The following is a 24,957-nucleotide window of genomic DNA, read 5'->3' on the forward strand; positions in this document are numbered from 1 at the left end:
AACGTTTAGTTCTTAATGCTTTGTTGTTGTGGTTTTACTTCGACAGGGTTTTCTGTATTGTCATAAAACAGCCATTCAATAGCCCTTGGGAATTCCTGTGACCAGTAGAATTCACTGTGAGTTCCTTCCGGATTGATATTGGTTCTGAATTCAAAGTCGAAAAGGTTCTTTTTCTCCCATCTTTTCAGATATTCTTCAAAAATATGAATTCTTTTGACCATTTTCGAGCCTTCCTGCCCACCACCGTATAAATATATTTTTGTCTTGAAAGGTATTCTGAAATTCATCATCGGAAAATTATTGTTCGGTTCTACCCAAAGAGAGGGTGAAAAGATTAATAATTTCGAATAAACTTCAGGATAGAGAAAGCCGCTGTAAATGCTGATTAATGCACCTAGAGAGCTGCCGCCGATTCCTGTGTTGTCGCGGTCTTTTTTAGTGCGGTAATTAACATCTACATAAGGTTTTAAAGTATCTGTAATGAAGCGGATGTATTTTTTTCCTTCTGAACCGTTAGCAACATTATCATTATCAAAAATGTATTCTTTGATTCTGTCCTCACTTCCATGTTCTATCGCAATAATGATGAGGTCACCACGACCATATTCTGCAAGAATGGAAAGTTTTTTATCAATTTCCCAATTCCCGAAACCACTTCCTTCATTAAAGAGGTTTTGTGCATCCTGAAGATACAGCACGGGATAATGCTTGTCTGAAGTATGATAATCATAAGGAAGTACTGCCCAGATTTTACGGTAACGATCAAGTTGTGGGATGTAAAATTTTTCAGAAATTACTTCTGCAGTAGGAAAAAATTCTTGCTTAAAAGGTCCCCAGTTTAATCTCCATTTTTCTACTTTATTTGCGGTCTTTTCTATAGATTTATCTGCTTTTCTGTTGGGTGTTATATTTCCATGCTTATCCAGTTCAACGTTTTCCCAGCCACCTTTGGTGAATTTATATTCAATATTATCAGGAAGTGCCTGTTTGCTGATTTCTATAAAATAATGATTAGAGTCTGTTTGCTGAAGCTGATAATTATAATCTTTGGGGTTCCAATTATTGAAATTTCCGGTGATAAATACTGGTCTGTCGTCTGTTTCTTCAGTATAAAGTTCAAACCTCATCATAGGTGTTTAGTATAAAATTGTTTGTTAAATTTATAAAAAAGTTTGTTTTGGAATCATAAAAAAGTGAATTTAAAAATGATATATTTGATAGGCAGACGAAATAAGGAAACTAACTTGATAATTATTTGATGAATAGTTAACCGCTATTGTCAGTATTTTTCGTAGTTTCAGGGAAAATATAAATACAAATTGGTCTTGATGAATTCTGTTAAAACCTATACGCTTTTCACCGATCATGATGTGTATCTTTTTAAAGAAGGTAGACATTATAAGCTGTATAGTAAATTTGGTGCGCATTCTGTGGAAAAGGATGGCGTACAGGGAGTTTATTTTTCAGTTTGGGCACCTAATGCAAAAAAAGTTTCCATTATCGGAGATTTCAATAATTGGAATCATAAAGATCATATTTTATTCCCAAGATGGGATGGTTCAGGAATCTGGGAAGGTTTTATTGATGAGCTCCCCTGGGGAACCTTATATAAATATGCTATTGAAACGGCAAGAGGTGAAATTTTAGAAAAAAGTGATCCTTATGCATTAAGCTGGGAACAGAATATTCAGGCTGCTTCATTAGTTTCTACCACTTGGTATGAATGGAATGATAAGGAATGGATGGAAAGCCGATGGAAGAAAAATAGTCTTCAAGCTCCTATATCTGTTTACGAGCTCCATTTAGGATCATGGATAAGAGATGAAGAAGATCCTAAACGTTTTCTGAATTATCGGGATATTGCAAATAAACTTGTTCCTTATATCAATGAAATGGGTTTTACTCATGTAGAGTTTATGCCCGTAATGGAATATCCGTACGATCCTAGCTGGGGATATCAGGTGACAGGGTTTTATGCGGCAACTTCACGTTTCGGATCACCACAGGATCTGATGTTCCTGATTGATGAACTTCACAAAAATAATATAGGCGTTATTTTGGATTGGGTACCTTCTCATTTTCCGGGAGATGCTAATGGACTGTATCGTTTTGACGGCTCTCATTTGTATGAGCATGAAGATCCAAGGAAAGGCTTTCATCCTGATTGGAAGTCCCATATTTTCAATTATGGAAGAAATGAAGTGAAATCTTTTCTGATTTCCAATGCAATGTTCTGGCTGGATCGTTATCATGCAGACGGATTACGTGTAGATGCGGTAACTTCAATGCTGCATTTAGATTATTCACGAAACGAAGGCGATTGGGAACCTAATATATATGGCGGAAATGTAAACCTTGAAGCCAAAGCTTTTCTACAGGAGTTCAATACTGCTGTTTATAAAGAATTTGGAGACAGTATTATAACAATTGCCGAAGAAAGTTCAGACTTTCCTATGCTTACCAAACCTGTACATGATGGAGGAGTAGGTTTTGGAATGAAATGGATGATGGGCTGGATGCATGATACCCTTGATTATTTTAAGGAAGATTTTGTTAACAGAAAATATCATCATCATAAGCTTACATTCGCTTCCATGTATATGTATAATGAAAATTATATGATGCCCTTATCTCATGATGAAGTAGTACACGGAAAAGCCAGTCTTATCTATAAAATGAAAGGCGATGAATGGCAAAAATTTGCTAATCTTCGTACCTTATATGTTTATATGTATACCCATCCGGGAGCAAAGCTGCTTTTCATGGGTGATGAATTCGGGCAGACCAGTGAATGGAATTTTACCCAAAGTTTAGATTGGCATCTGTTGAAATATCCTGTTCATAAAGGATTACATAATCTGGTAAAAAAGCTCAATAACTTATATAAAACAGAGTCTGCGTTTTATGAAAATCAATTTGAAAAAAATGGTTTTGAATGGATAGAGGCAGATGATCTTGAAAACTCAGTTTATGTTTATCTTAGGAAAGGAAAAAGAAGAGATGATGTTTTGATGACCGTATTGAATCTTGCTCCAAAAATACTGGATTATAAAATAAAAATCTCTAGCGGGACCCATTGGGAGGTGATTTTTAATTCTGATGAAGCTGAATACAGTGGAAGCGGAGTAGAAGCAGAGATACTGGAAGAAAAGTATGAAGGAGAGAATCAAAAGTTCATGACCATCAAACTTCCTCCGTTGGCTGGAATTATTTTGAGGCAGAAAAAAGATAAAAAGTATAAATTACACAGAATCAAATATAAAAGGTAAAAATGGTTATTTATCACTTAAGTACAGAATGTTATCCGATAGCAAAAGTAGGAGGTCTTGCCGATGTGGTGGGAGCTTTACCGAAATATCAGAATAAAATAAAAGGGATTAATGCTAAGGTTGTAATGCCTTGGTACAACAAACCTTTTGTTTATGACCATGAATTTGAGCTGGTGTTTGATGGTTTCATTCATCAGGGATCCAATATGCTGCAGGTTCAGGTGATGAAAGAAAAATCTGATGTATTGGGATTTGAACTTTATATGGTGAAAATTCCCGGTCTTTTGGATAGAGATAATCCATATGGTTATCAGGATGAAAGTTTTCAGTTTCTTGCCTTTCAGCAAGGAATATTACATTGGATGTGTGCAATGGAGATAAAGCCGGATATACTTCATTGTCACGACTATCATACAGGATTAGTACCTTTTATGGTTAAAAACTGTCCTGAATTTCAGTTTTTAAAAGACGTAAAAACTATTGGAACCATTCATAATGGTGAATATCAGGGAATGATGAGCTGGAATATGGCGAACTATATGCCTGCTTTTGATTCCTATAAATGGGGTTTGATGGATTGGAACGGAATGATGAATCCATTGGCAAGTATGATCAAGTGTGCTGATGCCTTTACTACCGTTTCAGAAGGTTATCTGGAAGAACTTTTTATAAGCTTCCGTGGATTGGAAAGCCTTGTTCGTCAGGAATTCGGAAAAGCCTATGGAATTATCAACGGAATTGATACTGAAGTCTGGAATCCTGCAACCGATCCGATGCTGGATTTCAATTTTAATCATGAAAATGCTGTAGCTCAAAAGAAAAAGAACAAAGAAAAACTGTGTAAAGAGTATGGTTTAAAACCAAATCTGCCTTTATTTGCCTTTATCGGAAGATTTGCTACAGAAAAAGGAGCTGATCTCCTTCCTGATGTTGTATGGAAAAGCATCAAGCAAAGTTATGGTGCTTTAAATATCATGATTTTAGGCTCAGGAAATACCTATATAGAAAATAAATTAAAGGAATACGATTATACCTACACCAATTTTGCGGTAGATCTTGGATATAAAGAACATCTTTCCCATAAGATCTATGCATCCGCAGACTTTCTGTTGATGCCATCAAGAGTAGAACCATGTGGTTTGAATCAAATGTATTCCATGAGATACGGAACCATTCCGGTAGTGAGATATACGGGTGGATTGAAAGATACTGTAGAAGATATTTCAACAGGAGGAGCAGGGCTGAACTTTACTTATGCAGGAGTAGATGATATTGTTCATGCGATGAACAGAGCTCTCGGAATCTATAATCAGAAGAAAGTTATGGAAGATCTTATTCATGCCAATATGAATTTTGATTTTTCATGGGAGAAATCTGCAGAAAAATATATAGCTTTATATAATAGCTGATATGAAACGTATCTTTTCTTTTTTATCAATCATAATATTATTGTTTTCCTGCAACAAGGAAGATGATGGGCTTAACAATGGTTATTTCTGGTTATATGGAGTTGGTCTTAAGAATATGTATGGAGAAGAAGCAATCAATGGGGTTTCTGAAAAATGGAAAATAAAATGGATAGATGCCGGAGGTTGTACGATTGATTATGAAACATTCAAAAAAATAATTAATACCAATAAAAAGACTCGTGCAGCCATTGAAAGTAAATATGGCAAAGATTGGGATGTAAAATATAATAAGGATCTGGAAGACTTTAGGATGAAGCGGGTGGATGTAATGGATATACTCATTGTAAACAAACTCTTCAGAAACAAGCTTAGAGATCATAATATTCCTATTGATGATGTAGATAAAGAAGTAAAAGAATTGAATGATAAAGGACAATATGAAGTAGCTGTAATTAATCCGAAACTTAAATATGAAAATAATATTTGCTTCAGAGTAAATGTAGATACTAAAGACAGAACTGTAAAACTAATAAAATAAAAACGCAATATATTTATGAACCGAAATGTAATCTCTATTGTACTGGGAGGAGGCAGAGGCACAAGATTATTCCCATTAACGTATACAAGATCAAAACCAGCTGTACCTATCGCAGGGAAATACAGACTTGTGGATATTCCTATTTCAAACTGCCTGAACTCGGGATTGAATAAAATTCTCGTTCTGACCCAGTTTAATTCAGCATCTTTAAACTCACATATCAAGAATTCTTATCATTTTGATATCTTTAGTCAGGGATTTGTAGATATTCTTGCTGCTGAACAGAATGTTGAAAATGACAGCTGGTATCAGGGAACAGCAGATGCGGTGCGTCAATCTATGAAGCATCTTGAAAAATATGACTATGATTATATATTAATTCTTTCCGGAGATCAGCTCTATCAGATGGATTTCAGAGAAATGCTGGATTTTCATATCGAAAACGGAGGTGATTTAACCATTGCTACCATTCCTGTAAATGCTAAAGATGCCACAGGTTTTGGGATCTTAAAATCTGATGATGAAGGAAATATTACCTCTTTCTACGAAAAACCTGGATATGATATGCTGGAGGGTTTACAATCCGAAGTTTCAGATGAGAATAAACATAAAGGAAAAGAATTTCTGGCTTCCATGGGAATTTATATTTTCACAAAGACAATCCTAAAAAAAATGTTTGATGAAGGAGCGGGTGACGACTTCGGAAAAGATATTATTCCAAACTCTATCGGGAAATATAAAACATTAAGCTATCAGTATGAAGGATATTGGACGGATATAGGAACAATAGAATCATTCTACGAAGCCAATCTGGATCTTTGTCTGGATCTTCCACAGTTCAATCTTTTCTCCTCTTCACCTATATATACAAGAGCAAGGATGCTTCCGCCATCCAAGATAAACGGATCTTATGTAAGTAAGGCAGTTTTTGGAGACGGATGTATCATCATGGCTGATAAAATTGAAAATTCAGTGATCGGAAACAGAACAAGAATCGATAAAGGAAGTACCATTGTTAATTCATATGTAATGGGTGCCGATTTCTACCAGAACACTACAGAGATTGTAATGAACGATAGAAAAGGACGCCCGAATATGGGGATCGGGAAATATTGCTATATTGAAAAAGCTATTTTGGATAAGAATTGTTATATCGGTGACAATGTAAAGATCATCGGCGGAAAACATATTCCTGATGGTGATTATGGAACACACTCCGTGCAGGATGGAATTGTAGTCGTGAAAAAAGGCGCTGTTCTTCCCCCGGGAACCCATATTGGGTGATAAATTAAGGAAGAGGGAAGCTGGAGGCTGGAAGTTATCGCAATCGAAGTGATGGATATGGTTGTTCTTTATTGAAAGATTTGTGAAAAATTAGGCTGGAAGTGGGAAGCTGGAGGCTGGAAGTTATTGCAGTCGAAGTGATAAATATGGTTTTTCCCTTATTAAAAGCTGGTAAAGAATAATTTTAATAGGAGAAAGATCAGTAATCATTGGAATAACAGTAACTTCCAGCTTCCCTCATCCCGCTTCCAACCATTAACAAGGTTAATTATTGTTAAACATAAAACAAGAGTGAACAGTGTATTGTTCACTTTTTTTATTTGTATTACTTTTGTGCGATGCGTATTTTTAAAATATTAACTGTAATTATTGTTCTTTTAGGAGGAGCTTATGCTGCTTCCATGTATTATTTCGTGGATGAAAGCAAGAATTTTACTGTAGAAAAAGAGATTGATTATCCAGTGGATAAAGTCTTTGCACAGTTTAATAATCTTCAGAATTTCACACGATGGAACAATTTTTTTACCAGTTCACCTACTATAGATATAGATTATTATACGCCATATGAAGGACAGGGAAGTGCTATTAGTTACGTAGATCCTAAAAATGACACAGATGGAGAAATGTTCATCAGATACGAAAACCTGAACAAAACCTTAAAATACCAGCTTTTTGAAGACGAAAACGAAAATCCGACCTTAGTGGATGTGAAATTCAAGCCGATTTCTGCTGAAAAGACAAAAATTATTTGGTATGTACATACCCCGAAACTTTCAGTATGGAGAAGAGTCGAAAATTTCTGGACAGAAGACCGTTTTGCTGAAAATATCAACAAAAGTATGATTAATCTTAAAAATTCATTAGGAAATAAGGTTGAAAAAGACAACCAAATGGCAGCCATCAAATACGACAGTTTAATGGTGGAAAATGAAGAAGATAAACTGCTATTGGGAATCAATGTAAGTACAGCGAATAAAAAAGATGCCCTTTACAAAAATATCGTGATGAATTATAACAAAGTCTATAATTTCGTATCGATGGATCTTGGTAAAAAAGACGATGAATTTGGATATCCGGTTCTGATGACTGATGCCGATAATTACAAAGACAAAGAAGTTTCTTACTTCTTGGGAATTCCACTTTCAAAAAAAATCGGAGTGTCTGACAATAACTTTAATTTTAGGTCTGTAAATCCATCACAAAACTACGTAATGTACTATAAAGGGAGCTATGAAGGTCGAATTAGGGCAATTCAGCAGCTGATTCAGAAAGCCAAAAAAGACGAGATGCGCTTCGGAGATATTCGCCAGACCTTTATTGAGCGTCCGATGGAAGGTCAGGATGTAAACCTTAAGCTCTCATTATCAGTGTATAAGTAATTTTTTTAGAATATTTTTTTTCTTAAGTTTTTTTAACGGTTTCAGACTGTTCTAACTCGGTTTTTTTTATTAAATTTGAAGATTAATTCTACAAATAAATTTTAATAAATAGATAAACTGTAATAATGGACAGATTTTCATTCCTAAACGCAGCTCATTCTCAGTTAATTGAGGATTTATACCAACAGTACTTAAAATTCCCAGATTCTTTAGAACCATCATGGAAAGCTTTCTTTCAAGGCTTCGATTTTGCTTTGGAGAACTACGGAGATGACGATAACATTCAATTTATTCAGGCTCCGGCCAGCGCTGCTCCTGCAGTACAACAGATTTCTCAGGCTGTATCAAGCGGAGAAGTTCCTGAACACATCAAGAAAGAATTTAAGGTAGTAAACCTTATCGAGGCTTACAGAACAAGAGGGCACCTGTTTACAAAAACAAACCCTGTTAGAGAAAGAAGACACTATACACCTACTTTAGACATCGAAAACTTCGGTCTTTCTAAAGAGGATTTAAATACAAAATTCAACTGTGCCGTTGAAACAGGAATGAAAGAGCCTGCTACTTTAGCAGATTTGATCAAGCATCTTGAAAATATCTACTGTGATTCTATCGGAGTGGAATATATGCACATCAACAATGTTGAAGAAAAAGATTTTATTAAAAGATGGCTTCAGGTTAATGAAAACCACCCAAGCCTTTCTGCGAATGAAAAAACAGAAATCTTATTAAAATTAAACCAGGCAGTTGCTTTTGAAAACTACCTTCATACAAAATTTGTAGGACAAAAAAGATTCTCATTAGAAGGAGGTGAAACATTGATCCCAGCTTTGGATCAGTTGATCTCAAGATCTTCTCAGTTAGGAGTAGATGAAGTTGTTCTGGGGATGGCTCACAGAGGTAGACTGAATGTATTGACAAATATTTTCGGAAAATCTTACAAACAAATTTTCTCAGAATTTGAAGGTAAAGAATTCGAAGAAGATGTATTCTCTGGTGACGTTAAATATCACTTAGGATCATCTAAAAAGATCAAAACTGCTTCAGGAGAAGAAGTTTGTATTAACCTTACACCAAACCCGTCTCACCTTGAAACCGTTGCAGCTCTAGTAGAAGGAATCTGCCGTGCAAAAGTAGACGATAAGTATAAAGACTATTCTAAAGTATTACCAATCATCATCCACGGTGACGGTGCTATTGCAGGACAGGGTATTGCTTACGAGGTAGCTCAGATGATGACGCTTGAAGGATACAGAACAGGAGGTACAGTTCACATCGTTGTAAATAACCAGGTATCTTTTACCACCAACTTCCATGATGCAAGATCTTCAACATACTGTACAGACATCGCAAAAGTTACAGAATCTCCTGTAATGCACGTGAATGCTGATGATGCTGAAGCAGTAGTTCACGCGATCCATTTTGCAGCTGATTTCAGAGCGAAATTCGGAAAAGATGTGTACATCGATCTATTAGGATACAGAAAATACGGTCACAACGAAGGGGATGAGCCAAGATTCACTCAGCCTAACCTTTATAAAGCTATTTCTAAGCACCCGAATCCAAGAGAAATCTATAAGGAGAAATTACTTAAAGATAGCATTACTTCAAACGATGTAATTGCTAAAATGGAAACAGAATTTAAAGCTCTTTTAGATAAGGACTTTGATGCTTCTAAAGAAATCGAGAAAAACGTAATGGACGTGTTCATGGCTGAAGATTGGGTAAACTATCCAATTGGAAAGAGAGGAGCAGTTCAGTTACCTGTTGATACAAAATATGACTTAGCTAAGTTGAAAGAATTGGCGCTTAAAATGTCAACACTTCCGGCTGATAAAAAATTCATCAACAAGATTACAAGACTTTTCGATAACCGTGTTAAAGCTATTGAAGGAAATTCATTAGACTGGGCACTAGGAGAGTGGTTAGCTTATGCTACATTACTTGTAGAAGGTCACAACGTAAGAATCTCTGGAGAAGATGTAGAAAGAGGAACATTCTCTCACAGACATGCTGTCGTAAAAACAGAAGATACAGAAGAAGAATATATCCCATTAAGACACGTTTCAGAAAGCAGATTTGATGTATTCAACTCTCACCTTTCAGAATATGGTGTTCTAGGTTTTGATTATGGATATGCAATGGCTTCTCCAAATACATTAACCATCTGGGAAGCTCAGTTCGGAGATTTCGTGAACGGTGCTCAAATCATCGTTGACCAATATCTTGCTGCTGCAGAAGAAAAATGGAAAATCCAGGACGGATTGGTAATGTTACTGCCTCACGGTTCAGAAGGTCAGGGTGCAGAACACTCTTCAGCAAGATTGGAGAGATTCTTAACACTTTGTGCTAATGAAAACATGGTAGTAGCGAACATTACTTCACCTGCTAACTACTTCCACTTATTAAGAAGACAGTTGAAGTGGTCATTCAGAAAACCATTGATCGTAATGAGCCCTAAATCTCTATTGAGACACCCTAAAGTAGTTTCTCCGCTTGAAGATTTCGCAACAGGTTCATTCCAGCCAATCTTAGACGATCCAACAGCAGATCCTAAAAAAGTAGAAAAAGTAGTTCTTTGTTCAGGTAAACTGTACTTCGAATTATTAGCGAAGAAAGAAGAATTAAACTGTGAAAATATTGCATTAGTAAGATTCGAACAGTTATATCCACTTCAAACGGATGCTATTGAAGCCATCTTCAACAAATACGAAAACAGAAAACAATTAGTGTGGGCTCAGGAAGAACCTGAAAACATGGGAGCTTGGTCTTATATCTTAAGAAACTTCAGAGATACAGGAATCCAGGTTGTAGCTCCGGTACCAAGCGGTGCTCCAGCTCCAGGTAGCCACAAAATGTTTGAGAAAAACCAAAATGCAGTAATCAACAGAGTATTCGACAGAGACGATGCTCCTGCAAAAAGACCAGTAACAGCTTAATAAATAATAATCAATTAAAAAATAAAAAATACTCGATATGTCAGTTTTAGAAATGAAAGTTCCTTCACCGGGCGAATCAATTACAGAAGTTGAAATTGCAACTTGGCTTGTAAAAGATGGTGATTATGTAGAAAAAGATCAACCTATCGCTGAAGTAGACTCAGACAAAGCAACTCTTGAATTGCCGGCAGAACAAAGTGGTGTTATCACTTTAAAAGCAGAAGAAGGTGATGTAGTACAAGTAGGTCAGGTAGTTTGTTTAATTGATATGGATGCTGCAAGACCAGAAGGTGGTGCACCTGCTGCTGAAGCTCCAAAACAGGAAGAAGCTCCAAAAGCTGCTGAACCTGCTAAACAAGAAGCTCCAAAACCAGCTGCTCCGGTTGCTGCTCCAACAACTTATGCTACAGGAGCTCCATCTCCGGCTGCTAAGAAAATCCTTGACGAAAAAGGAATGGATGCAGGTCAGGTTTCAGGAACAGGAAGAGACGGAAGAATCACTAAGACTGATGCTGAATTAGCAGCAGTTCCTGCATTAGGAGGAAGCCCTCTTACTGCTACTGGTTCTAGATCTACAACTACGACTAAACTTTCAGTTTTAAGAAGAAAAATCGCTCAGAGATTAGTTTCTGTAAAGAATGAAACAGCTATGTTAACTACTTTCAACGAAGTTGACATGTCTGAAATCTTCAGATTAAGAAAATTATATAAAGAAGAATTCGCTCAGAAGCACGGAGTAGGACTTGGTTTCATGTCTTTCTTTACTAAAGCAGTAACAAGAGCATTAGAAATGTATCCTGATGTAAATGCATCTATCGACGGAGACTTCAAAGTAAACTATGACTTCTGCGATATTTCAATTGCAGTTTCAGGTCCTAAAGGATTAATGGTTCCTGTATTGAGAAATGCAGAAAACATGTCTTTCAGCGCTGTTGAAGCAAACATCAAAGATCTTGCTACAAAAGTAAGAGACGGAAAAATTACTGTTGATGAAATGACTGGTGGTACTTTCACTATTACAAATGGTGGTACTTTCGGATCTATGTTATCTACACCAATCATCAACCCGCCACAATCTGCAATCTTAGGAATGCACAACATTATCCAGAGACCAGTAGCTGTTGACGGACAAGTTGTAATCAGACCAATGATGTATGTTGCAATGTCTTATGACCACAGAATTATCGACGGAAAAGAGTCTGTAGGATTCCTTGTAGCGGTAAAAGAAGGTATCGACAATCCTGTTCAGGTATTAATGGGAGGAGACGAAAGAAAAGGTCTTGGATTATAGTTTTAATAAAATTATAATATAAATATATAATCTCGCCTCAAAAAAGGCGAGATTTTTGTATCTATTAAAAAAATACTATAATGATGTTTTCAAAAATGACTTCCAATATCAAAGTTTCAGTAATACCTGAATATGATAGTAAGAACAGTTATCCCTCCGAAAACCGTTATGTCTTTAAGTACAATATAACCATAGAAAATGACGGAAGCTTTCCTATAAAAGTACTGAAAAGAAAATGGCTCATTTTTGATGTAGGATTCGGATACACAGAGATTATTGGAGATGGAATTATCGGCTTGACCCCAGAGATAGGAACAGGCGAAAATTTTGCTTATTTCTCTAATGTAATGCTCCGTTCCGGAGTAGGAAATATGAGCGGGAAATACCTCGTTAAAAACCTTGAGACACAGGAAACTTTTGAGATTGATATCCCAAAATTTAATTTATTATCTGAAGTTTTGAGTAATTAAAATTATTCTTTAATAAATTGATGTCTACTAATACCACTTTGAGATTTTACTTCCATAAAGTAGCTCCCTTTTAGCAGGTTAGAGACATTAATTTCAAGATCAGAAGAAAGGTTTTGAAGTACTAATTTTCCCTCCATATCATACACTTTTACCCATTCCACATGATCTGTCGTTTTTAGATAAACGAAACTTTCTTTTACAGGATTAGGGTAAATACTTATTGTTTTATCTGATAGTCGAGATTGGGTCTCTTTTGTGTCTAAAACTCCGGATTGATAAAAAGCCTGATGTCCTAAGCTATTGGTTATAATAAGATTTCTCATCCCGCCGTTATCCGTGATTTGATAGTTGTAACTATTGGAACCCATACTGAAATAATCATTGTATTTCGTGTGAAAAGCTATATTTTCCGGCATAGTACAATTGGTTGGAGTTCCGGTTCCATGAGACCAGAAATTAAAACTATTAGCTGTTATTTCGTTGTTATAGATTAATGCCCATATTGTAACACCACAAATAGGATTACTCATATTGGTTGTTGGAGGAGTGTTAGGAGTAGCTGAAAAAGTTAAAATAGGGCTTCCCATTTCACTGTTCTGAGGGAGAGAATAAGTAATATTATTTATTACAATTTTCTTTAGATTCCAGTCTGCACCGTGAAGTGCTGTTTGTGCATACACAATAGTACCGGCAATTGCGGCAATAGATAATAAGAGTTTTTTCATGGTTTTTGTTTTAAAGTTACAGTTTTTTTATATGATTTTTTAATGCTGAATCATTTATTTCTTCATTTCTGGTAATAAATAGCTTTTCAAAAGCCAATAAAGATATTTTTGCACAAACCTCTGCATCAGCACCGGCTCTGTGATGCGTAAAATCAATTTTATGATAGTCAGCCAATGGCTTTAATCCATATTTTGGCAAATAATTCCAAGATTTTTTGGCAAGCTGAATACTGCACAGGTAATTAATATTGGGTGTAAACATTCCATAATGTTGAAGACATCCTCGCAAAACAGATGCATCAAAACCTGCATTATGAGCAATCATTAAACTCCCATACATCATCTCCTGGGCTTCATACCAAATTTCATCAAATGTAGGAGCATCTTTTACATCTTCCGGCTGAATTCCATGTACAGCAATGTTAAATCTGCTGAAGTAAGGAAAACTTGGTGGTTTGATCAACCAGGTTTTAGTTTCCACAATTTTAGAATCCTGCACTACACAGATTCCCATCTCACATGCTGAGTTTTTTTCGTGGGTTGCTGTTTCAAAGTCTATTGCGCAGAAGTCCATTTGTTTTAAAATTTAAGATTAGATGTTTGAAATTATAAACTTTTCAGATAAGTAAAAAATCTGTGTTGTAAAATTTGTATTTATTTGCCTCCTAAAAAATGCCTGAAAATTAACCATTTTGATTGGTAGAATTGTATTTTCTGATGCTTTTGTCTAAGTTTCCAGGTTCCTGGAAGTTGTCTGTAAAACCCAAAGTGAGCTCTTACTACTGCCCAAAGATGTGGAAAGCCTTGTTTTAATCCAAAATAGATTCCAGCTACACCATCCAGACATAATCTGAAGAAAATTAGCCCTATTAATTGGGGGAAAGGAAGGTTTTTAAGCATCATCGACAAATTGTTTCGGATATTCAAATAGGTCTTTTGTACACTCTGTTTATTCAAAGTTCCGCCACCCACATGAAATACTTTGGATTTTCCTGTATAATAAATCTTTTTTCCTTGATTAATAAGTCTCCAGCAAAGATCAATTTCTTCCTGATGGGCAAAAAATCTTGCATCAAAGCCATTTTGTTCCCAAAAATCTTTGGATCGTATAAAAAGGCAGCATCCGGAAGCCCAGAAAATTTCTGTCTCATCATCATACTGTCCTTTATCTTCTTCCAGATCATCAAATACACGTCCACGGCAGTAAGGATATCCTAGATTGTCAATTAAACCACCTGCAGCACCTGCAAATTCAAAATAGTTTCTATTGTTATAAGATAAAATTTTAGGTTGAACAGCAGAAATAGAAGTGTTTTTTTCAAATAGTTCCAATACGGGATTAATCCAGTTTTCGGTAACTTCTACATCAGAATTAAGAAGACAGTAATATTCATTCTTGATCTCTTTTAACCCTTCATTATAACCTCCTGCAAAACCATAATTTTCATTGTTTTTAATAACTTTTACGGTAGGGAAGTGTGTATTTAAAAACTCTATGGAATCATCTGTAGAAAGATTATCAATAACGTAAATATCTGCATCTTGAGAAAATTGAACTACACCGGGAAGAAATTTTTCAAGCCAATTTTTTCCGTTCCAGTTTAAGATGGCAACCGCCAGTTTTTTCTGCATGTAAATCTATTTTTTTTCAGAATCAAAATTTTTGATAGAATCCTGATACTTCCATTTTCTATGAGACCAAAGATAGTTGTCAGGGTGCTTATGTAAAGTGTTCTCCAATAATTTATGGAATTTTCTTACCACTTCATTTTCTGTAAATTTTTCACCATCCGGATATATTCTGTGATAGTTGACCTGATAATATCCACGCTTTACTTTCTTCATTTCACAGTAGATAAAGATAAGATCCATTTTAGACGTCAATTTATCATACCCTACGAAAGCAGGAGTCCTTTGGTTCATAAATTCTAAACCGTACGTAACATGAGCAAAGTGAGGCGTTTGATCGGCAACAAACATATAAGCGGAATCTCCGTTATTTTTAGATCTGAAGATATTAAGGATGACTCCATTTGCCTCCAGTGCTTCATTTCCAAACCTGTTTCTGACTTTTTTCATCTGGTTCTCCCAAAAATCACTGTTTACCTTTCTGTATACCGGATGGCAGTGAGCCTGAGGGATAATTCTTGCCAATGCATTGATCCATTCCCAATTGAAAACGTGCCCGGCAAGTAAAATAATATTTTTTCCTTCTTCTTTAGCCTCGTGAAACAGATCCTGATTGATATGCTGCATTCTTACTCTTGCCTCAGTTTCAGAAATACTGAACGATTTTATTGTTTCTACGAGATAATCGGAGAAATTACGATAGAATTTTTTGCGGATTTTTCTGATCTCTTCTTCAGATTTATCTGGGAAGGAGTTTTTAAGGTTTTGGGTAATCACCTTTTTTCTGTAACCTACCAGATAATAGTTTAGGAAGAAAATAACATCCGAGAATATATATAATACTCTAAGCGGAAGTTTGGAGACGAAAAATAATATTTTAATTAAGAAGCTCATAAAACACGCAAATTTAGTGATAATAAAATTATGGTTCTATTTTTGCTGAGGGATAAGTATTATTTTTTTACTTTTATGTTATGAAAAAATTGACATTAATTGCTTTTCTGGGATTAAGCTCCCTTGCTTTTTCACAGGAGGTGACGAATTTACCGGCTCAACAAACAGAGGTGGATGCTAAGAAAAAAGCTGCGGAAGAGAAAGCTAAGCTTCCTAAACCTTATAATCCAAAGGCTGATGCACAGGCTGATATTAAAAAATTAGTTGCACAGGCTAAGAAAGAAGGGAAGCAAATTCTTATTCAGGCTGGTGGAAACTGGTGTATCTGGTGTCTTCGTTTTAATAATTTTGTACAGGAAACTCCTGAATTGAAAGAAATTGTAGATAAAAAATATTTGTATTATCATTTAAATTATTCTCCAGATAATAAGAATGAAAAGACTTTTGCCCAGTATATTAATATTAAAGAACAGCAATTCTATCCTTTCTTTATCATTTTAGATAAGAATGGGAAGAAAGTTCATGTACAGCAAAGTGAAGTTCTGGAAGAGGGAAAAGGATACAGCAAAGAAAAGGTTAAGAAATTCCTTGAAGAGGGAAAACTTCTTTAAAAAAAATCTTATACCAGATAATCTAAAAAGAAAAAGGTTGTTTCTATCGGAAACAACCTTTTTCAATTGATGGCTTTCTCCTTTTGAGTTAAATTCGTGTGATTTCTGTTTAAAAAAGAATCACAGTAGTTTTTTTATCCAGCTTAATTTCTTTTCAGAATAAGGCGGATATTTTATATTCGGTTCACCCCAGGTTGTTTTTTCAAGTACAGATTTTTGATGAGAAAAGGCTTCAAAACCGAATTTTCCATGGTAATTTCCAATCCCGGAAGTTCCTACACCACCAAAAGGAAGGTTATCATTACTTAGCTGCATCACAGTATCATTAATGCATCCGCTACCAAAAGAAATTCTTTGGGTAAAATGTTCTTTTTCTTCGGTATTATTAGTAAAAAGGTAAGCGGCAAGTGGTTTTTCCAGTTCAAGAATAGTGTTTAGAGCTATATTGTAGTTTTTATAACTGATAACAGGAAGAAGAGGACCGAAAATTTCTTCCTGCATGATTTCATCTTCCCAATCAACATTATTAAGGATGGTAGGCTCTATATATCGTTTTTCTTCTTCGAAATTCCCACCAAAGTATATTTTTTTATGATCAATAAGCTTTGTTAAACGTTGAAAGTTTCTTTGATTGATAATTTGAGTATATTGTTCCGAATCCGGACTGTATTTGAATTCTTTAATATATTTCCTCAACATTTCCAGAAATTGTTCCTGAATGGATTCTTCAACCAATAAGTAATCCGGAGCTACACAGGTTTGTCCGGCATTCAAAAATTTTCCCCAGACAATTCTTTTTGCGGCTATTTCAAGATTCGCATGTTGCGTTACCATAGCTGGCGATTTTCCACCCAATTCAAGGACAACAGGTGTTAAATGTTCTGCGGCTGCTTTATAAATAATTTTTCCGACTTTGGTGCTTCCCGTGAAAAATATTTTATCAAATTTTAATTTTAAAAGTTCCGTAGTTTCATCAATTCCGCCTTCGTATACGTACAGATATTCTGATGGAAAGTTTTCATTGATGATTTGAGACATCGCTTGCATTGTATTTTCAGCAATTTCACTGGGCTTCAAAATACAGCAGTTCCCGGCAGCAATTGCAGCAATCATAGGAGAGAGGGATAATTGATAAGGATAATTCCATGCGCCTATCACCAAAATACAGCCTAAAGGATCGGAATAAATTTTACTGCTTCCCAGCTGATTTACCAGATTAGTACTTACTTTTTTGGGTTTTGTGAGAGCTTTTAAATTTTTCAGATAGTAATCAATATCTTTCAGAATAAAAGAAATTTCTGTGGTATAAGTATCAAATTTCGATTTTCCAAAATCTTTATGGATAGCTTCATACAACATATTTTCGTTGGAAATAATAAGATTTCGGATTTTTTCAAGATACATTCTCCTGAATGACAGGTTTTTGGTTTGCTGTGTCTTAAAAAAATCTCTCTGACTCTGTAGAACTTTTTCAATTTCCATACGATAGTTTTTTGTATTGAAACAAGCAACAATAAACTAGCCAAAGTTGAAAGTTATTTTTTGACGTTTTGGAGATGTTGTGTATTTAAGGATTTTTTTAATTTAAGCAATGTTTATAAACGCTATGATCGCTAAGATAGTTTCAATGCTGGTTATTTCTCTTTCGCATAGGCACTTCGTTCAGCGAATGCTTTGGATTATAGCTCTTGTGGAGTGAAACGCCTTTGCGAACGGTTATAAAGTATATGATTTTAATTCTTTGTGAACATTGCCTTAAGAATAATAAAATTTCCTTAAACAGAACTGAAGTCACTAGTTATTTAAGACATCAATAACTTTTGAATTTCAGCTTTCTTTTTCTCTACATAATATTTCTAACTGCTATTCTAACTGGATGATAAAGAAGTAACAGGAGAGCTGTAATCAAAGCCAGCCAGAACAATCCTGTAAATATTTCCATGTTGGAAAGCAGGATAGACTGAGCTGTTATTTTGGCTTTAAAGGCTCCTGCAGTCATGGATAATGATTCATTAACCGGGAGTTTTGCAATATTGGCTCCAAAAATCTGATTCCATTGACTATAAAAGACAGGATTGGTATCGGTAAGATTAAAACTTAAGGTATCGGCATGTTTTAAAGTTAAAAATAACATTAAATTCTGCATCAAAGCATATCCAATGGCTGTTGTCCAGAAACGGGTTGTAGTTCCGAGGGCTGTAGCATTGGAAACATATTCTTCCGGCATTCCTGAAATAAGAAAGAAAACGAGCGGAGTAAATAATAATCCTTGGGCAACACCCTGCAAAAATAAAGGCGGACATATCGTGGAAAGGGTAGTATCCGGATAAAATGTGTAAGTAAACCATGCACAATCTATCGCCAGTAACAGAAAGCCTGTAAAGAAAACAATTCTTGAAGAAATTCCTTTTACCAGACAGATTCCTGATAAAAATACACCCAATAGTGTTCCGGCAACGTTCCAATACTGAATATTTACAATATAATCCCAAGGCCATTTCCAGACGGTTGCCATGATGCTGTACACATTGTTTAATCCGGATCGGATAAGATAAAATATGAAAAACAGAAGCATTCCTACAATTACATTTTTTGAACTGAAAACTTCATAGTGAAATAAAGGTCTTTTGGAGTTTCTCTGTTTGAGCATAAATAAACCTCCTGAAAGTAAAAAAACAAACAGGCACATGATAATGATATCAGATTCAAACCACATCAATCTTTTTCCATAAATAATAGCATAACCTCCAGCCTGTAAACAAACCCAAAGCAAAAACCAACTGGTAATATCCAATTGATATAAAGGTTTTTTAGGAAAGAACCTGTTTCTATTGAAAATGGCAATTCCGATGATGAGAACAAAAACATGAAAGTAAACCATCATTAATACCATATGCTGAAAATCATAATCTTCAATACTTGATTTCAATAAGGAAGTGGTCACTGTTCCGCCGGTAAGCATAATGGCATACATTAAAAGATAAGAGATTACCTTAGCATGTTTCGTTTTTAATTCAGCAATAATTAAAGGAAGAAAGATAGCTCCTTCCAGTAATCCAAAGATTCCCTCTAAAAATCGAATGACTAAAATGACATGATAATCATTGGTAACGGATAAGACATAGAGAATAATCACGGAAATGGAAGCCATCAGCAAAACATAATATTTCACACTGAAATACGCCATAAATCTCTGTAAAACCAAAAGGGTAACCACAAATGTCCCATACATCAAAATCATTAGGTATTGGATGTCATCCGAGTCTACATCCATAAAAGAAGATGTGAAGGCACTGTTTGAATGTAACAGTGACAATAACATCAGGTGGGGAAACAGTGCCAGTACAAGGAGCGGCAGTTTCAGCCATTGTGGTACCCATTTATGATAAACAGAGTTATGTTGCATAATTTTTTGAGAAGCAAAAGGTAAAGGCTAAGAAAGCTTTTTTGCTATTCAGTGTTTAGTAATATTTAAAAAAATGCGAAAAGACAAAAAAGCAAAAGGTGTAAAAAAGAGTAAAAGGTAAATGACAAATATGACTAAAGAAAAAATTAGCAGATTTGCATTTTGCGGTTTTGCCTTTTCGCAGAAAAATAATTTAATTAGAAAATTTGAAAATGAATGAATTTGAAAATGATAATAAAACTGTATGTTTTTGTATTCTCATACTCTCAAACTTAAATTTTCTTCGCGCTCACCAGAACATTCATCCCGGAAAGTAATTTTTCGTTTTCTTTATTTTGATCAAGAATAATTTTTACAGGAAATCTCTGTTCAATTTTCACAAAGTTTCCGGTTGCATTATCAGGCTTTACCAATGAAAACTGAGATCCTGAAGCAGGTGAAACAGAAAGAATCTTTCCTTTGAATTCAATGTCTGGGTAAGCATCTGCGGTAATGATAACTTCCTGTTTGGAATCGATTTGTCCAAGTTGGGTTTCTTTATAATTGGCAATGATCCATTTTTCTTTGCTTACGATTTGCACCAAAGCCTGTCCTTCTTTGATCAGCTGTCCTTCCTGAATGGTTTTTTTACCGACCCAACCGTCATAAGGAGCTGTGATCACGGTATAAGAAAGAAATAGTTTGGCATTGTTCAAATTCGCAGAACTTTGCTGAATCTGGCTTTTGGCAGGTGCTACTTTGGTTTGCTGTTCGCTAGCTCCGGCTTTTACAGCATTTTTCTGTTGTTCGAGTGCCAATAAATTCGCTTTTGACTGCTCATAAGAAGCCTTTACATTTTCAAAATCCTGCTCAGTGGCAGCATCTTCATTCAACAGATTTTTATATCGTTTATAGTCTTGTTCCGTTCTCCAGATGTCAATTTTTGCAGAAGCAATTTTAGCATCAATGATTTTAGTGTCGCTTTCTTTGGTATTTACACTGCTTTGGATCGTTGTAATATTTTCAGTATTAGCATGAAGGTTTGCTTCCGCCATATGTACCTGATTAACAAATTCTCTGTTATCAATGATGATTAAAGTATCTCCTTTACGTACAAATTGGTTTTCATTAAACTTTATAGCTTTGATAAACCCTGAAACCTTGCTTGATACTGGTGTGATATATTGTTCGATCTGCGCATCGTTTGTCGTAACATTTTTTCTCGAAAAAAGATAGAAACTCACCATTCCTGTGACTCCGCTGATGATAAGAATCCATGCCAGTAAAGTGATTGTCTTATTAATTCTTTTTTCCTTTTGTGTCAGTTGTTTCTGTGCCATAGTTTTTATAAGTTTCCAATCGTATATTGGAGTTGATAGTATTTTAGTTGACGGTTAATTTTTACGGAGATAAGATTAGATTCCGCTTCCAGATACGTATTGTCTGCATCAATAAGTTCAGTAATAAGGCTTAATTTATTTGCATATTTTGTTCTTACAATACGATAATTTTCTTTTGCCTGATCAATAGCTTCTTCAGCTATTTTTACCTTTTGTTCGGTCTCTTCAAACTTCTTATAAGCTTCATATACATTATGTCTGATCTTTTCATCGTTTTCTTCAATTTGTAGCTTAGCCAGATCAATATTCTCTTTAGCTTCCTGCATTCTGTACTTATTTTTATACAGGTTTTCGATAGGATAGGTCAGGTTTAATCCGATCATCCCTAAACGATAAGCATAAGGCTCAGGAGGAAAGAACATCATATTCGGATACTTTAAAAAATATTCTCCGCCCGCAGTTATTTTAGGTAAATAATTCGCTCTTGTAATTTTTTGGTCCAATTCCTTTAATGAAAGGTTTTTATGGGTCATTCCTACAGACTCATTTTGGTTTAAAGCTGTTTCTGTAAGCTGATCAACGTAAGGAATTGCCTCTTTATCTGAAATAAGGTCTTCTGTATCCACGTGCATTTCCTGAGGTTCCGGAAGAGAAAGGATTGTTTTTAACTTATGTTCGGCGATCTGTATATCGTTATCCAGTTCTGTCCAGCTCATTTTGTGGTTAGAAAGCTGTAAAGATGTTCTTAAAACCTCATTCACTGTCACTACACCATTTGCTTTCAAAGCTTTTACCTGTTTGATATTGATAGAATCCTCTTTCATTTTATCATTGATAAGACTTTGTTGTTCTTTCAGGTGATGAATTTGTAGAAAAGCAGTAATGATTTCCATTTTAAGCTGTCTTTCATCAAGATGCGTTCTCAAGGTCGAAATTTCAGTGTCAATAGCTGCTTTCTTTTCTGTGTTTTTTATTTTTCCACCCATATAAACCGGAATGGAAGCCGATAAAGTAAAATCATACATTCCATTGATGGCGTCATACTTTGTGGGCTTATTAAATACACCGTCCTGGTATTGGAAAAGGTTTGTAACCTGGCTGTAGCTTGTATGGAATTCTATATCCGGCAGTTTTTCCATTTTCAGGTCTTTTTCCTTCGTTACGGACATTTCCTGTTTTAAATGGCTGATTTGGATATTCTTATTGTTTTTTAAACCGATCTCTATAGCCTGCTGTAGACCAAGATTTTGGTAGTCTATCATCTGTGAGTGTAAAAAATTGCTCAATAACAAGCACAACGCGATGCACTGATATCGGCATGCGTTAAATATCATATTCATAAATTAATTAAAGGATTTTTGCTAAAATGATTTTGATACTGCAAATTTACGACGAGTAGTGCCGGACACTATTTGTGAAAACAGAAAAATATTTGTTCATTTACGCCATTTTGAAAAAACTTCATATCTTTATTTCATGAATAACAGTCATTTTAAAGAAGTAGAAGACGACGATGCCGAATTTTACGTATATCATGTCCTTACAGGAAATATTACAACAGAAATTCATTATCATAGTTCTGCGCAATTAGTTTATGCAGAAGGCGGTATTGTGCATGTTTTTACAGATCTGAAACACTGGTATCTTCCGGCAAGATGTTTTATGTGGATTCCCGCGGGAACACCTCATTATCTGTTTTCTACCAGCCCAAAGGTTGATTTATATAATTTTTATATGAAAAAAGAAAATGACGAAAGTGGCTTTTTTGATGAAATCAATATTTATTCAGTCAATGATCTCCTTCGGGAAATGATTTTATACACCAGAGAATGGAATGGGAAAATCACAAAAAATGATGGGTCAAAATATTATTTTCTTAAAGCATTGAAAGGCGTTTTACCTGAAAAAAGAGATAAAAACCTTGCCTTTCCGGTTCAGCATCCATTTCCCAAGGATGAAACTTTATTGAAGATAGCCAGATATATTCATGCTAACCTTGAGAAGCCCCTTACGATTGAATCTACAGCAAAAGAATTCGGGATGAGTACGAGAACCCTTTCAAGGAAGTTTAAAGAGACTTTAGGCATGAATTATGTCCGTTTTCTGAGAGCTTTAAGAATAACCCGTTCTCTTGAGTTAATGTTGGAAGATAAATATAATATGTATGAAATTGCAATGATGGTCGGCTATAATAGCTTGTCTTCTTTCAGTAATATTTTCAAAAAAGTAATTGGAGTGGCACCCACGGAGTACCAACAGAAACTGAGAGGAGATAGGTAGTTTGAGGATTTGAGAGTTTGGGTACGAATGTAACTAACTCTACCAAAAAATGACTAGTATATCTTAAAACCTCCCATTCACCTTCTCTTGAGGGGTGGATTTCTGCAATGCAAAAAGACGGGGTAGTTTATAAACGAGTAATACTAAAAAAACCACCTCAAATAAATGAAGTGGTCTTGTATTTTGAGAAATTCTCAATCGCTTATTAAGCTTCTTCAGATTTAGCTTCTTCCTTCTTAGCAGCAGGAGCAGCTACAACTGGAGCATCAGAAACGATGTCGAATTCGTAGTTGTACTCAACATTTCTGTGAAGTCTGATAAGAGCAGCAAATTTACCAGTTCTCTTGATAGTGTTACCAGGAATTTTGATATATTTTTTCTCTACAGAAACTCCAGCTTTTTCTAAAGCAGTAGATAGATCAGCATTGTTGATAGATCCGAATAGTTTGTCACCAGCACCTACTTTTGCAGGAATAGTGATAGAAGTTTTCTTCAATTGCTCAACTACAGCGTTAGCAGCAGCGATTAATTTAGCTTCTTCTTCTTTTCTAGCTTCTAATGTAGCTTCTAAAGCAGCTTTGTTTTTAGGGGTAGCTAAAAGAGCAATTCCTTGAGGAATTAAGAAGTTTCTAGCATAACCTGGCTTTACGTTTACTGTATCAAACTCAAGTCCTAAGTTTTCTACGTCTTTTTTTAGGATAATTTCCATTGTTGTTGTCCTTTTTTAGATTTTAGTTTTATGATCTAAAATCAAGTTAGAATTAATGATGTATTCAGCAACAAAAGAAGAGATTGCTCTCTTCTTTTATTTATTTTTTGTCTTATTTCAATAAGTCAGCTACGTATGGTAGTAACGCAAGGTGTCTTGCTCTTTTGATAGCAGCAGAAACTTTTCTTTGGTATTTTAAAGAAGTTCCAGTGTATCTTCTTGGTAAAATTTTACCTTGCTCGTTTACAAACTGTAATAAGAAATCAGCATCTTTGTAATCAACGTGCTTAATTCCGTATTTTTTGAATCTACAATATTTCTTTTCAGATTTTGTATTGATATCAAGCGGAGTAAGGAATTTTACTTCTGATTCTCCTCCAGCTGAGGCTTGTTTAGCCATTTCATCTATTGCCATGTCTTGTCTTTTTTAAAAAATAGGGTTAATTAATTAAGCTTTAGCTGATTTTACTTTAGCTCTTCTAGTTACAGCGTACTCAACAGCGTGCTTGTCAAGTTTAGTAGTAAGGTAACGGATTACTCTCTCGTCACGCTTGAATGCTAATTCTAAGTCAGCTACTACAGAACCTTCTCCTTTAAATTCGATTAAAGTATAGAACCCGTTCTTTTTCAATTGGATTGGGTAAGCTAATTTTTTTAATCCCCAGTTTTCTTTAGCAACGATTTCGCAGTTCTTTTCTTTGATAAGATCTACATACTTGTTCACTGCTTCCTCTACCTGTGACTCAGATAGAACGGGAGTTAAAATGAAAACAGTTTCGTAATTGTTCATAATGTTAAATGAATT

22 protein-coding genes are annotated in these 24,957 nt (G+C 35.2%); 10 read left to right on the top strand and 12 right to left on the bottom strand.

Features of this window, described 5'->3' with window-relative positions; translation table 11 throughout:
* Nucleotides 1–5: 5 nt before the first annotated feature.
* On the bottom strand, nucleotides 6–1,127 hold the full coding sequence (locus BBI01_RS08185) for an alpha/beta hydrolase-fold protein (RefSeq protein ID WP_065394801.1): 1,122 nt from the start codon (nucleotides 1,125–1,127) through the stop codon (nucleotides 6–8).
* A gap of 201 nt (nucleotides 1,128–1,328) precedes the next feature.
* On the opposite strand from BBI01_RS08185, the gene glgB reads away from it, so the two are divergent.
* From glgB to apaG, 8 genes are all read left to right on the top strand, one after another.
* Nucleotides 1,329–3,269 (top strand): 1,4-alpha-glucan branching protein GlgB, encoded by a 1,941-nt coding sequence (glgB, locus tag BBI01_RS08190; RefSeq protein WP_065394201.1) that lies wholly within the window; start codon nucleotides 1,329–1,331, stop codon nucleotides 3,267–3,269.
* A gap of 2 nt (nucleotides 3,270–3,271) precedes the next feature.
* Nucleotides 3,272–4,678, top strand: coding sequence for a glycogen synthase (locus BBI01_RS08195; protein WP_065394202.1), 1,407 nt, complete (start codon nucleotides 3,272–3,274; stop codon nucleotides 4,676–4,678).
* Nucleotide 4,679: 1 nt separating this feature from the next.
* Entirely contained in the window at nucleotides 4,680–5,216 is a 537-nt protein-coding gene (locus BBI01_RS08200) for an FEKKY domain-containing protein (protein ID WP_065394203.1), read from the top strand.
* Between the two features lie 15 nt (nucleotides 5,217–5,231).
* Complete coding sequence (locus BBI01_RS08205) at nucleotides 5,232–6,500, top strand: glucose-1-phosphate adenylyltransferase (RefSeq protein ID WP_065394204.1); 1,269 nt, start codon at nucleotides 5,232–5,234, stop codon at nucleotides 6,498–6,500.
* A gap of 338 nt (nucleotides 6,501–6,838) precedes the next feature.
* Nucleotides 6,839–7,879, top strand: a complete 1,041-nt coding sequence (locus BBI01_RS08210; RefSeq protein WP_065394205.1) for an SRPBCC domain-containing protein — start codon at nucleotides 6,839–6,841, stop codon at nucleotides 7,877–7,879.
* 125 nt (nucleotides 7,880–8,004) lie between these two features.
* Nucleotides 8,005–10,818 (top strand): 2-oxoglutarate dehydrogenase E1 component, encoded by a 2,814-nt coding sequence (locus BBI01_RS08215; protein WP_065394206.1) that lies wholly within the window; start codon nucleotides 8,005–8,007, stop codon nucleotides 10,816–10,818.
* A gap of 37 nt (nucleotides 10,819–10,855) precedes the next feature.
* A complete protein-coding gene (odhB, locus tag BBI01_RS08220) occupies nucleotides 10,856–12,109 on the top strand; it encodes a 2-oxoglutarate dehydrogenase complex dihydrolipoyllysine-residue succinyltransferase (RefSeq protein WP_065394207.1) in 1,254 nt (417 codons plus the stop codon).
* 80 nt (nucleotides 12,110–12,189) lie between these two features.
* The gene (gene apaG / locus BBI01_RS08225; protein ID WP_065394208.1) at nucleotides 12,190–12,579 is read left to right on the top strand and encodes a Co2+/Mg2+ efflux facilitator ApaG/CorD; all 390 of its coding nucleotides are present in this window, start codon (nucleotides 12,190–12,192) and stop codon (nucleotides 12,577–12,579) included.
* 2 nt (nucleotides 12,580–12,581) lie between these two features.
* On the opposite strand, the gene BBI01_RS08230 is transcribed toward apaG, so the two are convergent.
* From BBI01_RS08230 to BBI01_RS08245, 4 genes are all read right to left on the bottom strand, one after another.
* A complete protein-coding gene (locus BBI01_RS08230; protein WP_065394209.1) occupies nucleotides 12,582–13,304 on the bottom strand; it encodes a T9SS type A sorting domain-containing protein in 723 nt (240 codons plus the stop codon).
* A gap of 16 nt (nucleotides 13,305–13,320) precedes the next feature.
* Nucleotides 13,321–13,878 (bottom strand): 3'-5' exonuclease, encoded by a 558-nt coding sequence (locus BBI01_RS08235; RefSeq protein WP_065394210.1) that lies wholly within the window; start codon nucleotides 13,876–13,878, stop codon nucleotides 13,321–13,323.
* A gap of 80 nt (nucleotides 13,879–13,958) precedes the next feature.
* A complete protein-coding gene (locus BBI01_RS08240) occupies nucleotides 13,959–14,936 on the bottom strand; it encodes a glycosyltransferase family 2 protein (RefSeq protein WP_065394211.1) in 978 nt (325 codons plus the stop codon).
* A 6-nt stretch (nucleotides 14,937–14,942) separates the two neighbouring features.
* Entirely contained in the window at nucleotides 14,943–15,827 is an 885-nt protein-coding gene (locus tag BBI01_RS08245) for a lysophospholipid acyltransferase family protein (RefSeq protein WP_065394212.1), read from the bottom strand.
* Nucleotides 15,828–15,907: 80 nt separating this feature from the next.
* On the opposite strand from BBI01_RS08245, the gene BBI01_RS08250 reads away from it, so the two are divergent.
* Nucleotides 15,908–16,438, top strand: coding sequence for a thioredoxin family protein (locus BBI01_RS08250; protein ID WP_065394213.1), 531 nt, complete (start codon nucleotides 15,908–15,910; stop codon nucleotides 16,436–16,438).
* Nucleotides 16,439–16,558: 120 nt separating this feature from the next.
* Here BBI01_RS08250 and BBI01_RS08255 read toward each other — a convergent pair whose 3' ends face one another.
* From BBI01_RS08255 to BBI01_RS08270, 4 genes are all read right to left on the bottom strand, one after another.
* Nucleotides 16,559–17,920 carry an aldehyde dehydrogenase gene (locus tag BBI01_RS08255; protein WP_065394214.1) on the bottom strand — a complete coding sequence of 454 codons (1,362 nt, stop codon included), beginning with the start codon at nucleotides 17,918–17,920 and terminating at the stop codon, nucleotides 16,559–16,561.
* Between the two features lie 361 nt (nucleotides 17,921–18,281).
* Nucleotides 18,282–19,844 carry an MFS transporter gene (locus tag BBI01_RS08260; protein ID WP_065394215.1) on the bottom strand — a complete coding sequence of 521 codons (1,563 nt, stop codon included), beginning with the start codon at nucleotides 19,842–19,844 and terminating at the stop codon, nucleotides 18,282–18,284.
* 272 nt (nucleotides 19,845–20,116) lie between these two features.
* Complete coding sequence (locus tag BBI01_RS08265; protein WP_065394216.1) at nucleotides 20,117–21,163, bottom strand: HlyD family secretion protein; 1,047 nt, start codon at nucleotides 21,161–21,163, stop codon at nucleotides 20,117–20,119.
* 5 nt (nucleotides 21,164–21,168) lie between these two features.
* Nucleotides 21,169–22,425 (bottom strand): TolC family protein, encoded by a 1,257-nt coding sequence (locus tag BBI01_RS08270; RefSeq protein WP_065394217.1) that lies wholly within the window; start codon nucleotides 22,423–22,425, stop codon nucleotides 21,169–21,171.
* Between the two features lie 214 nt (nucleotides 22,426–22,639).
* Here BBI01_RS08270 and BBI01_RS08275 point away from each other — a divergent pair, with 214 nt between their 5' ends.
* Complete coding sequence (locus tag BBI01_RS08275) at nucleotides 22,640–23,443, top strand: helix-turn-helix domain-containing protein (protein WP_065394218.1); 804 nt, start codon at nucleotides 22,640–22,642, stop codon at nucleotides 23,441–23,443.
* A gap of 205 nt (nucleotides 23,444–23,648) precedes the next feature.
* Here the strand turns inward: BBI01_RS08275 and rplI are convergent, their stop codons facing one another.
* From rplI to rpsF, 3 genes are all read right to left on the bottom strand, one after another.
* Nucleotides 23,649–24,152 (bottom strand): 50S ribosomal protein L9, encoded by a 504-nt coding sequence (rplI, locus tag BBI01_RS08280; RefSeq protein ID WP_065394219.1) that lies wholly within the window; start codon nucleotides 24,150–24,152, stop codon nucleotides 23,649–23,651.
* A 112-nt stretch (nucleotides 24,153–24,264) separates the two neighbouring features.
* Nucleotides 24,265–24,567, bottom strand: a complete 303-nt coding sequence (rpsR, locus tag BBI01_RS08285; RefSeq protein WP_002979091.1) for a 30S ribosomal protein S18 — start codon at nucleotides 24,565–24,567, stop codon at nucleotides 24,265–24,267.
* A gap of 33 nt (nucleotides 24,568–24,600) precedes the next feature.
* Nucleotides 24,601–24,942, bottom strand: coding sequence for a 30S ribosomal protein S6 (gene rpsF / locus BBI01_RS08290; protein ID WP_045497373.1), 342 nt, complete (start codon nucleotides 24,940–24,942; stop codon nucleotides 24,601–24,603).
* Nucleotides 24,943–24,957: the final 15 nt, after the last annotated feature.

This window comes from Chryseobacterium artocarpi (assembly GCF_001684975.1).
Lineage (GTDB): Bacteria > Bacteroidota > Bacteroidia > Flavobacteriales > Weeksellaceae > Chryseobacterium > Chryseobacterium artocarpi.